The following is a 12,528-nucleotide window of genomic DNA, read 5'->3' on the forward strand; positions in this document are numbered from 1 at the left end:
GGGGAGGCGCGCCTACGCACCCAGGGGGTCGACGGACCCGGAGCTAGCCGAGCTTGGCGCCGCCGTCGACGTACAGCGTCTGGCCGGTGATGTACGACGCCTCGTCGCTGCAGAGGAACGCGACCGCGGCGGCGATGTCCTCGGGGTAGCCGACCCGCTTGACCGGGTTGAGCTCGGCCGCGGCGGCGCGGAAGTCCTCGACGCTGACGCCCACCCGGGCGGCGGTGGCGTCGGTCATCTCGGTGGCGATGAAGCCGGGGGCGATCGCGTTGGCGTTCACGCCGTACCGGCCGAGCTCGATGCCCAGCGTGCGGGTGAAGCCCTGGATGCCCATCTTGGCGGCCGAGTAGTTGGCCTGACCGCGGTTGCCGAGGGCGGAGACGCTGGAGAGGTTGACGATCTTCCCGTACTTCTGGGCCACGAAGTGCGTCTGGGCCGCACGGGTCATCAGGAACGCACCGCGCAGGTGGACGTTCATGACCAGGTCCCAGTCGTCGTCGGTCATCTTGAAGAGCAGGTTGTCGCGGGTGACGCCGGCGTTGTTGACGAGGATGTGGATCCCGCCGAGCTCGGCCACGACCCGGTCGACGGCCGCGTTGGCGGACTCGGTGTCGCTCACGTCGGTGCCGATGCCCACGGCCTTGGCGCCGTCGACCAGCGGCAGCTTAGCCGCGGCCTCGGCGGCACTGGCCTCGTCGAGGTCGAGGATCGCGACGGACGCGCCCTCCTCGGCGAAGCGCGTCGCGGTGCCGAAGCCGATCCCGCGTGCTGCTCCGGTGACGACCGCGACCCGTCCGTCAAAACGACCCATCGCTGCTGCTCCTCAGTGCTCGGTGGCTGGTGCTGCCCCACATTAGGGCAGCCCCGACGGCCTCGACGCCCGGGGTCAGAGCACGGCACGGAGGCGGGCGGCGTAGTCGGCGGCCTCCCCCTCGGCGTACGACGTGCGCGGCCAGAAGAAGCCGCGCAGGCCGTCACCCTTGGTGCGCGGGACGACGTGCAGGTGCAGGTGGGCGACGGACTGGCTGACGGTGTTGTTCATCGCGACGAAGCTGCCCTGGGCGCCGAGCCCCTCCACGACCGCGGTGGCCAGGCGCTGACCGGCCGCCAGGAACGGGTCCCGGAGGGCCGCCGGGAGGTCGGGCAGCGTGACGATGTGCTCGCGGGGCACCAGGAGCACGTGGCCCTTGAAGACCGGTCGACGGTCGAGGAACGCCACGACGTCCTCCTCGTCCAGCACGAGGTCGGCCGGGAGGTCGCCCGCGGCGATGGAGCAGAAGACGCAGTCCGGGTCGGTCATGCCGGCACGCTAGTCGCAGTACTGCGTGCAGGCCGGGGGCCCGGAGACCATCCGCTTGCCGCCGCCTCCGACGTAGTCGAAGTGCTGGGTGTCGCCGTTGCCGTAGGTCCAGCGCAGGCCGTGGCGCGCCATGATCCGGACGACGGCGTGGGAGCTGGAGCGCCACGCGACCCGCTTGTGCGACCGCGGCTGCCACCAGGTGTTGGGGACGGTGCCGCGGGCCGAGCGGTAGGGGTTCTCCCACGTGTTGACGTCGAGCGACCCTCCCCACGAGTGCGGCGACCGGTTGCCCGGGCGGCCGGTCACGTCGCGGCAGTTGAAGGCCGAGGTGTTGCCGGCGGCCATCGAGGCGTAGTCGTCGCCTCCGCGCGACCGTCCGCTCCAACCGAACCGGTCGACGCGGTACATCGCCCGGATCGGCAGCTGGTGGCGGTACATGTCGGCCAGGGCCGCGCCCATCGCGCCGGCCGCAGCCGCGCTGGCGACGAGCTCGCCGCGGCGGCGGTAGCCGTGGTAATCCCAGTAGTTCACACGCACGATCCGCAGGCCGGAGCGGCCCACCGGGCACCCGCTGTGCCACGAGACGCCCACCATCTGGCGCCAGACCGCGTTGCTGATCGCGCCGATCCGCACGTTGGCGCCGGCCCCCGCGGCGTGCGGCTGGGCGGGCAGCTTGATCCGTGGCGCCGGCGCCCCCTTCGGCAGCTTGACGGGCTCGCCGGGCGGCCGGTTGTCGATGCCCAGCACCGTGCTGCGGTCGGCCTGCACCCAGGAGAGCCGGGGTGCCCGCACCTGCCAGTGCGTGTCGGTGCGCGGCGTCACCCTGAGGGAGCCGCGCCCGTCGGCATCGGTGGGGACCACGGCGTACGCCCGCCACGGCTTGCCGGGGAGCTTGCGGTAGAGCCGCACGTCGCCCGAGACCGGCTGGCCGGCAGTCGTCAGCCACCGCACCCGCAGGACGACCGACTTCTCGTCGACCACCTTGGCCGGTCCGCTGAGGGAGGCCTTCGCCGCGCGGAGCCTGATCGGGAGGCTGCCCTCCTGGGTGATCGGCGGGTGCTCCGCGTCGCCGGCGTACGTCGCACGCACGGCGTTGTCGTCCGGCACCCGGGAGACGGTCAGGGCGGCGGAGGCACGGCCCTCGGCGTCGGTCGTGAGCGTGCCGACCGGCTGCCAGGCTCCCCCGGTGCGGCGCTCGAGCACCACCTGGGCGCCGGCGAGGGGGCTGCCCGCGTCGTCGGCGAGGACGAGGCCGAGGGTCGTCGCGGTGTCGGCGTACGCCGCGGGCGCCGAGAGGGTCAGGATCGTGCTGTCCGCGGCACCGGCCGCCGGCATCAGACCCACGGCGAGCGCGATCGCGCACACCACAACACCGACCCGCGACCCGAGAGACATGGCCACTACTTTCCCACGCGCCCCACGTCCGAACCCCTCGGGGCGCGCGGGCTAGTCCCGTTGAGCCACCAGGATCGTCACGTCGTCGCGCTGGGAGACGGCGTGGTCGCGCACCGCCGAGCGCATCCGGTTGACCACCCTCGCGGGCGACTGCCCGGCGCTGGCGGCGAGCACCGACTGGACGCCCTGCATGCCGAACTCGACCCCGGCGGCGTCCCGCGCCTCGATCACGCCGTCCGAGAAGACGACGAGCGCGTCGCCGGGTGCGAACGGCCGGCTCTCGACCTCCCAGAAGGCGTCCGTCAGCACCCCGCTCACGAGCGGACCGGTCGGCTCCAGCTCCATCAGGTCGCCGTCGACGACCAGGAGCGGCGGCGGGTGACCGGCGTTCACGTAGGACAGCTGGTCCGCGACCGTGTCGACCACGGCGACGAAGACCGTGGCAAACAGCTCGGCCTCTCCCTCGAGCCCCGCCCGTACGGCGGCGAGCACGTCGGGCGCGGCCGACTGGCGGAGCATCGCCGACAGCGCGCTCTTGAGCCGCAGGCCGACCACCGCCGCCTCCGGGCCGTGGCCGGACACGTCACCGAGGACCACCGCGACCTGGCCGCGCCCCAGGTCGACGATGTCGAGGAAGTCTCCGGCCAGCACGCCCTCGGCCGAGTCGATCTGCGAGCCGACCTCGATGCCCTCGGCGAGGGGAGGCAGCTGCGACAGGGCGGTCTGCAGCGCGCGGACGGCCGGCTGACCCAGCACCAGCGCCTCGGAGGCGCGGCGGGTCGCGTCGAGCTCGTCGAGGAGGTGGCGCCGCATCGTGTCGACGTCCTCGCCCACCTCGGCGACCTCCCGCGGGCCGGTGCCGCGCACCGCGACCTGCAGCTCGCCACCGGCGACGGCCCGGCTGCTGCGGCCGAGGTCGGCGAGCGGCCCCAGGACCCGGCGGCTGAAGGCGCCGGCGCCCAGCAGCACCGTGGCGAGGAACGCCAGGATCGTGAAGCCGAGGAGGATCGACAACCGCCGGAGCAGCGTGTCGGCACGGAGGGTGGCCTCGTGCTGCTCGGCGGCGATCGCCTGGTCGGCCGCCTTCTGGGCGCTCCGGACCTGGTCGAAGAGCCTCTTGCCGTCGCCGGCCGCGACCAGCTCCTCGGCCCGCGTGGGGTCGCCGCCCCGCATGGCGGCGAGCTCCAGCTCCACGGCCTCGGCGAGCCACTTCCGGTGGGCCTCGTCCATCTCCGAGATGCGCTCGTCGACCGTCCCCGTCACCTGTCGACGGAGCTGTTCGAGCAGGGCCTCGATCTGCGGGCCGGCCGCGTCGTACGGCTCCAGGAAGTCGGGCCGCCCGGTCAGGATGTAGCCCCGCTCGGCGGTCTCCTGGTCGACGTACAGCGCCAGGACCGTGCCGAGCTCGACGCGCGCCGGGTTGAGCTCGTCCTCGAGCCTGTCCTGGGCCGAGGCGAACTGCACCACCGTCACCGCCAGGAGTGCGCCGATCGCCAGCGACAGCACGACGACCAGGGTCGCGACCGCGCGCACCACCGTGCGCGCGGAGTACGACGCGCGGGGTCCGGACACGTCGGCATTCAATCAGCCCGGTCCGCACCCGATCCACGGAACCTCCACTCCCGAGGTAGGAGCGGCCCGGCGGCTGGGGCGCGCTCCGCAGGCCGTCAGCGGGCCACCGGCTGGTCGGCGTACGCCATGCCGTTGATCTCGACGACCCGGGCCGGCGCCGTACCGCCCGCGACGACGACGGTGACCTGGGTGCCGACGAGACCGGTGATCTCCTCGCGGTTGCTCTCGACGACGCCGTCCGCGTCGAGGTCGGCGAGCGCCGGTGCGGCCAGGTGGGCCGCGTCGCCGAGGTCGACCGTGTCGTCACCGACGCACCACGCGTCGGCGTCGCCGACGCACGGGGCGAGCAGACCAGCCAGCACGACCGGCTCCGGGGTCGGCTCCGGGGTCGGCTCGGCGGGCGCCGGCTCGAAGGGCGGCGGTTGCGGGGTGGGCGGCTTCGCCGGCTTCGCACCACCCGCGGGGTGCTCGACCGCGAACACAGCCGTGTCGGGATGGGCGTGCCGAGGGGGGCGGTCCGACGTCTCTGACGGGTGCTGACGGGCGGCCGTCGTCTCGACCGGCGTGACCGTCGGGACCGGGGCCCTCCCCTGCTCGTACGCGTGCGCCACCTCGAGCACCCGGGTCGCGTACGCCGCGGAGGGGTTGTAGCGGAGCAGCGCGGACCGCGCGCCGTCCGCGGTCGCCAGGTCCTCCGAGCCCGCGCAGAGGTAGACCGCTGCCCCCAGCGCGGCGTCGTCGAGGTCGTCGGCCGACCGAGCGCCGTCGCCGTCCGCGTCGACGCCCACCACGGTCCAGGTCGAGGGCAGGAACTGCATCGGCCCGACGGCCCGGTCCCACCGGTCGTTGCCGTCGACCCCGCCCGCGTCGCTGTCGGTCACCGCAGCCAGCGGCCCGGTGCCGTCCAGGACAGGGCCGCGGATCCGCGGGCTGCTCGTGCCGTCCGCGCCGAGCGTCGACCCACCGGTCCGCCCGTGGTCGGACTCGACCCGACCGACTGCGGCGAGGAGCTCCCACGTGAGGCCGCACGATGCGTCGACCTGGGACACGACCGTCACTGCTCGCTGGTACGCCGCGAGCGCGGTCAACGGGATGTCGGCCGCGTCGACGGCACCGCTCTCTGCCAGCGGCGTTCGCCGCATGGCGGCCAGCGCGCTGGGCGCGACCGTCGGCGGCGGGGTCGCCCCCAGGGTGGCCGGAGCCGCGGGAGCGGCGACCGGAGGGTCGGACACGACGGGTGCCGCGACCGGCGCCGGCGGGGCACCGGATCCGGTGGCGACGGCGATCGGGACGAGGACAGCAGCCGTGGTCAGTGCCAGGCGGGCGGGTCGGAGCACGCTGCGGATGCTTGATGGCGAAGGTGAACCGATGGGGCACCCACCGCGACCTGACGGCGACCCGCCGATGACGTCACCGATCGGGCGACCGACGGAGCGCATGGCGAAGCGTGGTCGTTCCGACTCACCTGGTGAGTCGGAACAACCACGCTTCTTCAAGAGGGCGGAACGAGTGGAGCTGCGGGGAATCGAACCCCGGTCCTCGAGCGCCGATCCAGGTCTTCTCCGGGTGCAGTCCGTGATGTCGCTTTTCTCGGCCTCGGGGCTCGCACGGACACGTCCCCGACAGGCTCAGTCACGGAATAGTCCCGCTCACCCTCCGCGACACGGAGTGAGCAGCAAGTCTCCTAGATGACGTCAGGACCCGGGACGGAGACGGGTGCCCGGACTGACGCTTCGATCACTGCTCAGGCAGCGAGAGCGAAGGAACTGCGATTGGTGTTGGCAGTTATAGGTTTCCAACGATCGTTTACGAGATGACGTTGGCTTCTCGACCCGCTTCCCCTGGAACTAACGTCCCAAGTCGAAACCGATCAGCCCCTCTTGAGTTGTGGGACCAGTCTACGGGTCGGAGCACGCGAGTCCTAAGCAGTTGCGACCTTGACCAGGATCCAGTTCTTCGCGTTCCCGCCCATGTGGGTGCGGGTGAGCGCGAAGACGCCGTTGAGCCGGGTGCCGTGCAGCTCGAACTTCAGGTGCCCGGCGGCGATCGCGGTCGCGGCGTCCGGCGCGGTCAGGCTGTCGTAGGTGCCGTGGTCCCAGATCGACTTGTGGTCGTCCTCGTACGTCGCGTGCTCGAGCTCGTGGTCGCCGACCTGGACCGCGAGCCGCTTCACCCGCGGGTCCAGCGACGGCTCCTTGGGCACCGCCCAGGACGCCAGCACGCCGTCGACCTCGAGGCGCAGGTCGTAGTGCAGCGTCGTCGCCTGGTGCAGCTGCACGACGAAGATCATCGCGTCTCCCCCAGCAGCCGGTGGCCGTTGTGCCAGCAGACGTCGCGCAGCCAGGCGCCACCGAGGTCGAGCCGGGCGAGACCCTCGAGCTGGTGGGCGTAGGGGTAGGGGATCGTCGGGAAGTCCGAGCCGAGCAGCACCCGGTCCTGCAGGTCGAGCAGGCGGGCGCCGAGCTCCGCCGGATAGCTCGTCTCCCAGAAGTCGGTGAAGACCATCGTGGTGTCGAGGTGCACCCGCTCGAACCGGTCCGCGAGGTCGCAGAACGCCAGGTAGTCGGGCGCGCCGAGGTGGGCGACGACCGCCGTGAGCAGCGGGTGCCGGTGCAGCACGCGCTCCAACGGCGCGGGTCCGGTGAAGGCGTTGCCGACCGGCGCGGCACTGGCATGGATCACCACCGGGGTGCCGGACTCGGCAAGGGTGCCCCAGACCGGGTGGAGGAGCGGGTCGTCGAGGCGGAACTCCCCCACCTGGACGTGCACCTTGAAGACCTCGACGCCGTCGGCCACCAGCGCCTCCACGTACGCCGGCGCCTCGGGCTCGGGGTAGAACGTCGCCGACCACAGGGATTCAGGCACGTCCATGGCGAAGCCGCGCGCCCAGTCGTTCAGGTACGTCGCGATGCCGGGCTTGTGGGCGTAGGGCAGCGACGAGAAGCGGCGTACGCCGAAGCTGCGCAGCAGGTCGACCCGGTCCGCGACCGGCTGCCGGTAGCGGATCGGCCACGGGCGGCCGATCTTCGGGCCGGCCTCGTCGAACTGCGCCCAGACCTTGCGCTCGATGTTGGGCGGGAGGAAGTGGGTGTGGACGTCGAAGAGCCCGGGCAGGCCGAGCCCCTGCCAGAACGCCCGGACGTCGAGGACGTCGGCGTCGGACGACCCGTCAGTCACGCATGCCCTTCGCGCGTCGACCGATGTCCTGCTGGATCTCGCGGTCGGCCTGCCGCTCGGCGAGGGCATGCCGCTTGTCCCACGACTTCTTGCCCTTGGCGAGGGCGATCTCGACCTTCGCGCGGCCGTCCTTGAAGTACAGCGAGAGCGGGATGACGGTCAGGCCCTTCTCGTTGACGCGCCGCTCGATCTTGTCGATCTCGTCGCGGTTGAGGAGGAGCTTGCGCTTGCGGCGGGCGGAGTGGTTGGTCCAGGTGCCCTGGGTGTACTCCGGGATGTGCACGCCGTGCAGCCAGGCCTCGTGGCCGTCGATGTCGACGAACCCGTCCACCAGCGAGGCACGGCCCTGGCGCAGCGACTTCACCTCGGTGCCCATGAGGACGAGCCCCGCCTCATAGGTGTCCTCGATGAGGTAGTCGTGCCGCGCCTTCTTGTTCTGCGCGACCGGCTTGTGTCCCTGCTCCTTGGCCATTCGACCATTCTCTCAGCAGCGAGCAACCCGAATCACGGCAGCCACTTCATCGGGTCCACGGCGGTGCCGTTGACCAGGATCGTGAAGTGCAGGTGGCAGCCGGTGGACCAGCCGGTCGAGCCGACGTACCCGACGGTCTCGCCCTGGCTGACGTGGTCGCCGACGCCGACCCGGTAGCCGGTCGCGTGGTTGTAGACGGCGGTGATGTTCTTGCCGTTGATGTTGCCCAGCGAGAGGTAGAGCCGGTTGCCGTAGACGTTGGACCAGAACTTCGCGATCACGGTGCCCCCGGCGATCGCGCGCATGTTCTCGCCGCACGAGACGCCGAAGTCGGTGCCGTCGTGGAGGCCCCAGTAGTGATAGATCGGGTGCTCGCGGTAGCCGAACGGCGAGGTGATCGCGCCCGGCACCGGTCGGATGAACAGCCCGTTGGTCGGGCCGTTGTAGCCACCGCGTGAGCGACGGGCCGCGGCGAGGATCAGCTGCCGGACGTGCTGCTCGCGCTTCTTGGCCTCGCGCAGGTCGCGCAGGTCGCGCTGCCGGGCCTTCGTGGCCGCCTCGCCCGCGGCGATCCGGCTGACGACGAGCGCCTCGACCTTCTCGAGCGCCGCGCGGCTGTCCTCGCGCAGGCCCTGCATCGTCACGAGGTGCTCGGCGGCCTCGGCACGCTGGGCCTCGACGTCGTCGCGCGCCGTCTGGACCTGGTGCTCGCGCACCTGGAGGAGCACCTCGGCCGCGTGCAGGTCGGCGTACGCGTTGGACTGGCGGTTGACGACGACGTCGTTGAACGCCTGCTGCCGGGTGAGGTCGGCGGTCGAGCGGGACTTCATCAGGCTCGAGAACCCGAGCAGTGCCGGGTCGTCGCCCTCGTAGATGTCGGTGATCGTGTCGGTCAGGGTCAGGCGCTGCGCGGCGAGCGCCGCGGTGCCGTCGGCCAGGTCCTGCTGGGCGGTCTGGAGCCGGGCCTCGGCCTCCTCGAGCCGCTGCTGCATCTGGTCGTCGCGCACCTGGGCCGCCGCGAGCTTGGCCTTGGCGACCTTCAGGTCCGACCGGGCGCTGTGCAGCGCCGTCCGGGCCCGCTCGACCGCCTGGTGGGCGCGGCGCAGCCGCGAGCTGGACTCGTCGAGGTCCTGCTCGGCGGCCTTGACCTGGTGCTGGGCGTCCTTCTGACGGTCCTTGAGGTCCTTGCCGTCGTCGGCGAGCGCCAGGGGTACGGCGAGCGCACCGAGCGCCAGGGTGCACGCGGCCGTGGCCGCGACCAGGCGACGGCGTGCGGTACGGGGGAAGAGACGCACCGGTCTGCCTTCACGTGTTCGGGGAAGTGAACGGCTCGACCGTAACGTGCGGGGATCAGACTTTGAGGGATTTGCGGCTCACCAAGAGTGTCGGGACCAGGGTAAGGATGGGCGCGAGGATCGCGATCCAGGTCAGGGCCCTCCACAGGTTCGACCAGTCGATCCACGGGATGAAGCCCACCGACTGCTGCAGCCGCTGCTCGACACCGAAGTACATGATCGCCGCGAGCGTCGATCCGACCAGCACGACGGAGATCGCTGCGGTCACCAGGGCCTCGAGCAGGAAGGGAAGCCGGATGTAGAGCGTCGAGGCTCCGACCAGCCGCATGATGCCGATCTCGCGGCGTCTCGCGAACACGGCGAGCCGGATCGTGTTGGCCACCAGCAGCAGGGCCGCGAAGATCAGGACGATGGCCACCGTGGCGGCCCCGAACTGCAGCAGCCTCATGCTCTTGAGGATCGGCCCGACCACCTCGCGCTGGTCGCGCACGCTGCTGACGCCGTCGAGACCGACGATGGCGCTGGTGATCCCCTTGTACTCGTCCGGGTCGTTGAGCGTGATCCAGATCGACTGGGGCATGTCCTCGGCGGTCGCGGCCGGGTTGGGGCCCTCGAACTTCTCCGGACCGAGCAGCTCCTTGACCTTGTCGAAGGCCTCCTGCTTGGACTCGAACCGGTACTTGTCGACCTCGGAGCTCTTGTCCACGACGTCGGCGATCGCCTGCTTCTGCGTGTCGGTGACCTCACCGGTGCAGGCCGGGTTGTCGTCGCGCGCCTTGCACAGGAAGACCGTGATCTGGAGCTCCGAGCCCCACTGGTCGGTGGCCTTGACCGACTGCTCCCGCATCAGGATGCCGAAGCCGACCAGCGTCAACGACACGAAGAGCGTGAGGATGACGGCGATGTGCATCGACAGGTTGCGCCGGAGGCTCTGCCGGAGCTCGGAGAAGACGTAACGGAGCTGCATGGGGGGTGAGGTTTCCTTCGGGGTGCTCGGGACGGACGTCAGTGCTGGAAGCCGTAGACGCCCTGCGCCTGGTCACGGATGACGCGGCCGTGGTCGAGCTCGATGACGCGCTTGCGCATCTGGTCGACGATGCCGGCGTCGTGGGTCGCCATCACCACGGTGGTGCCGGTGCGGTTGATCCGGTCGAGCAGCTTCATGATCCCGACCGACGTGGTCGGGTCCAGGTTGCCGGTGGGCTCGTCGCAGATCAGGATCTGCGGCCGGTTGACGAACGCGCGCGCGATCGCGACCCGCTGCTGCTCGCCGCCGGAGAGCTCGTCGGGCATCCGGTCGCCCTTGCCCTCGAGGCCGACCATCTCGAGCGTCTCCGGCACGACCTTCTTGATCTCCGAGCGGGACCGGCCGATGACCTGCAGCGCGAACGCCACGTTCTCGTCGACGGTCTTGTTGTTGAGCAGCCGGAAGTCCTGGAAGACGGTGCCGATCTGGCGGCGCATCCGCGGGACCTTCCAGCTGGCCAGCCGGTTGATCTCCTTGCCGCCGACGTAGATCCGGCCCGCGGTGGGGCGGTACTCCCGCAGCACGAGGCGCAGGAACGTCGACTTGCCGGACCCCGACGTACCGACGAGGAAGACGAACTCCCCCTTCTCGACATCGACGGAGACGGTGTCGAGCGCGGCGTTCGCCTGACCTGGGTAGGCCTTGGAGACCTTCTCGAAACGGATCACGGGAATCGAGCGTAACTGCTGATCCTGAGCGTCTCCGGCCCGGCATCCTGCCGGGCGCGTCGGCCGGCCGCCCGACCGTTAGGTTTGCGGTCGTGCCCGTCGTACGTCGAACCGCCGTCCTGATCGCCGCCGCGACCCTCGCGCTGGCGCTGGCGGGCTGCACCAGCGACGACAGCGACCCCCCGGCGCAGCCCCGGGCGTCGAGCACGCCGCTGGCCGACTTCGCGACCGACGACGTCAGCGTGGCACGGGCCGCGTTCTGCCCGCGCATCGCGCCCGAGGCCGTCGCGGAGGCACTGGGAGCCGAGCCGGACGGCAGCGAGGCCTGGGCGAACGGCGACCGGGCCCGGCTGGCGGACGGCCTGCGCGACGTCGCCCACGAGTACGGCTGCTCCTGGACGGCCGCTGACGGCACCGTCGCCCGCGCCTGGGTCTTCGCGCCGCCGGTCACGAGCGCCCGGGCGGCCGTCCTCGCCCGTCAGGCCCGCCGCGCGGAGGGCTGCCAGTCGCTCGCCGACGCGCCGGCGTACGGCGCGCCGTCGACCGCGGTGCGCTGCGGCCGCGGGCTCGCCTTCCAGGGACTCTTCGGGGACGCCTGGCTGACCTGCTCCCTGCAGACCGCGGCGACGCCGCCCGACCTCGACCGGACCGGTCGCTGGTGCGTCTCCGTCGCCCAGGCCGCGTCGGAGTAGGTCACGCCTCGCCGACGCCGGCCCCGGTGTCGTGGCGGACCGGGCAGCCGGCGACGCCGGGCACCGGGAAGGTGCCGAGCCGTTCGAGGTCGTAGCCATCGGGGTAGCTGCGGATCTGCGGCAGGTCCTCGATCAGCTTGGGGTCCTTGCGCGGCGGGAAGGCGCGCAGCAGCAGGCCACGCGCCTTGAGCGCGCCCCGGGAGAGCGCGACGGCGGCGGCGGGCGGGTCGTCGTAGCGGAACGCCTTGCGCAGCGGCGGGTCCATCAGGGCGCGGCTGAAGACGCCCATCACCGGCCGGGCGACCCGGGGCTGGAAGCCGACCATGAGCGCGAGGGTCGAGTCGGCGACGCGGCGGCCGCCCTCGTCATACGCGAAGTGCTCGGCCTCGTAGGAGTCCATCAGCTCCTCGAAGCCGGCGTACGTCTCCGGGACGTCCTTGATGTTCATGTGCCGGCCGAGCGTCCGGTAGTAGTGCACCGACGCCTCGACCTCGTTGGCGGTCAGCGGGCGCTTGCCGTAGTCGTCGAGCCACCGCTTGGGTACGACGACGAACGTACTCAGCACGTAGCGGAACTCGTGGTCGGGGATGTCGTAGGCCCGGTGCATCTGGTTGATCCGCCGGATCGCCGTCCTGGCCTGCGGATCCTCGAAGCCCAGCCGGGTCGGGGGCTCGAGGAGCAGCGCGGTGTCGTCGTACCGCTTCTGCGTCGCCTTCGTGAACTGGCCGGTCTCGTCGAGGAGGCGGCCGATGCCGGGCACGGCGTACGTGCGGAAGAGCGCGAAGCCGAGCGCCTGGTTCATGTCCCAGGGGAACTCGTGGCCGACGACGGCGGCGTAGATCTCGACGAAGTCGGTGGCCGGGTCCAGGGCGTCGTTGCGCCGCTTCCAGTGGTCGCGCCTCATGCTGGCGACCTTAGAACAGGTTCTTG

At 71.6% G+C, this 12,528-nt stretch carries 13 protein-coding genes and 1 other RNA gene; 1 reads left to right on the forward strand and 13 read right to left on the reverse strand.

What is annotated here, in order from left to right; genetic code table 11:
* Nucleotides 1-43: 43 nt before the first annotated feature.
* From ABEA34_RS05440 to ftsE, 12 genes are all read right to left on the reverse strand, one after another.
* A complete protein-coding gene (locus tag ABEA34_RS05440) occupies nucleotides 44-811 on the reverse strand; it encodes an SDR family NAD(P)-dependent oxidoreductase (protein ID WP_345520027.1) in 768 nt (255 codons plus the stop codon).
* Between the two features lie 75 nt (nucleotides 812-886).
* Nucleotides 887-1,300 carry an HIT family protein gene (locus ABEA34_RS05445; protein ID WP_345520029.1) on the reverse strand — a complete coding sequence of 138 codons (414 nt, stop codon included), beginning with the start codon at nucleotides 1,298-1,300 and terminating at the stop codon, nucleotides 887-889.
* A gap of 9 nt (nucleotides 1,301-1,309) precedes the next feature.
* Entirely contained in the window at nucleotides 1,310-2,695 is a 1,386-nt protein-coding gene (locus tag ABEA34_RS05450; protein WP_345520031.1) for a M15 family metallopeptidase, read from the reverse strand.
* Nucleotides 2,696-2,746: 51 nt separating this feature from the next.
* Entirely contained in the window at nucleotides 2,747-4,267 is a 1,521-nt protein-coding gene (locus ABEA34_RS05455; RefSeq protein WP_345520033.1) for a PP2C family protein-serine/threonine phosphatase, read from the reverse strand.
* A 95-nt stretch (nucleotides 4,268-4,362) separates the two neighbouring features.
* A complete protein-coding gene (locus ABEA34_RS05460; RefSeq protein ID WP_345520035.1) occupies nucleotides 4,363-5,604 on the reverse strand; it encodes a lytic transglycosylase domain-containing protein in 1,242 nt (413 codons plus the stop codon).
* A 170-nt stretch (nucleotides 5,605-5,774) separates the two neighbouring features.
* Nucleotides 5,775-6,145: a transfer-messenger RNA gene (ssrA, locus tag ABEA34_RS05465) on the reverse strand.
* Between the two features lie 43 nt (nucleotides 6,146-6,188).
* Nucleotides 6,189-6,557, reverse strand: coding sequence for a DNA polymerase ligase N-terminal domain-containing protein (locus tag ABEA34_RS05470; RefSeq protein ID WP_345520038.1), 369 nt, complete (start codon nucleotides 6,555-6,557; stop codon nucleotides 6,189-6,191).
* Complete coding sequence (locus tag ABEA34_RS05475) at nucleotides 6,554-7,444, reverse strand: amidohydrolase family protein (protein WP_345520040.1); 891 nt, start codon at nucleotides 7,442-7,444, stop codon at nucleotides 6,554-6,556. The genes ABEA34_RS05470 and ABEA34_RS05475 overlap by 4 nt, the downstream gene beginning before the upstream one ends.
* A complete protein-coding gene (gene smpB, locus ABEA34_RS05480) occupies nucleotides 7,437-7,916 on the reverse strand; it encodes an SsrA-binding protein SmpB (protein WP_345520042.1) in 480 nt (159 codons plus the stop codon). The genes ABEA34_RS05475 and smpB overlap by 8 nt, the downstream gene beginning before the upstream one ends.
* Before the next feature lie 32 nt (nucleotides 7,917-7,948).
* Entirely contained in the window at nucleotides 7,949-9,211 is a 1,263-nt protein-coding gene (locus ABEA34_RS05485; RefSeq protein WP_345520044.1) for a peptidoglycan DD-metalloendopeptidase family protein, read from the reverse strand.
* A gap of 55 nt (nucleotides 9,212-9,266) precedes the next feature.
* Nucleotides 9,267-10,178, reverse strand: coding sequence for a permease-like cell division protein FtsX (gene ftsX, locus ABEA34_RS05490; protein WP_345520046.1), 912 nt, complete (start codon nucleotides 10,176-10,178; stop codon nucleotides 9,267-9,269).
* A gap of 38 nt (nucleotides 10,179-10,216) precedes the next feature.
* Nucleotides 10,217-10,906 carry a cell division ATP-binding protein FtsE gene (ftsE, locus tag ABEA34_RS05495; protein WP_345520048.1) on the reverse strand — a complete coding sequence of 230 codons (690 nt, stop codon included), beginning with the start codon at nucleotides 10,904-10,906 and terminating at the stop codon, nucleotides 10,217-10,219.
* A 92-nt stretch (nucleotides 10,907-10,998) separates the two neighbouring features.
* On the opposite strand from ftsE, the gene ABEA34_RS05500 reads away from it, so the two are divergent.
* Nucleotides 10,999-11,598 carry a hypothetical protein gene (locus tag ABEA34_RS05500; protein WP_345520050.1) on the forward strand — a complete coding sequence of 200 codons (600 nt, stop codon included), beginning with the start codon at nucleotides 10,999-11,001 and terminating at the stop codon, nucleotides 11,596-11,598.
* Nucleotide 11,599: 1 nt separating this feature from the next.
* Here ABEA34_RS05500 and ABEA34_RS05505 read toward each other — a convergent pair whose 3' ends face one another.
* The gene (locus tag ABEA34_RS05505) at nucleotides 11,600-12,502 is read right to left on the reverse strand and encodes an oxygenase MpaB family protein (protein ID WP_345520053.1); all 903 of its coding nucleotides are present in this window, start codon (nucleotides 12,500-12,502) and stop codon (nucleotides 11,600-11,602) included.
* Nucleotides 12,503-12,528 lie beyond the last annotated feature (26 nt).

Origin of the sequence: Nocardioides conyzicola, from assembly GCF_039543825.1 — a bacterium.
Classification (GTDB): domain Bacteria; phylum Actinomycetota; class Actinomycetes; order Propionibacteriales; family Nocardioidaceae; genus Nocardioides; species Nocardioides conyzicola.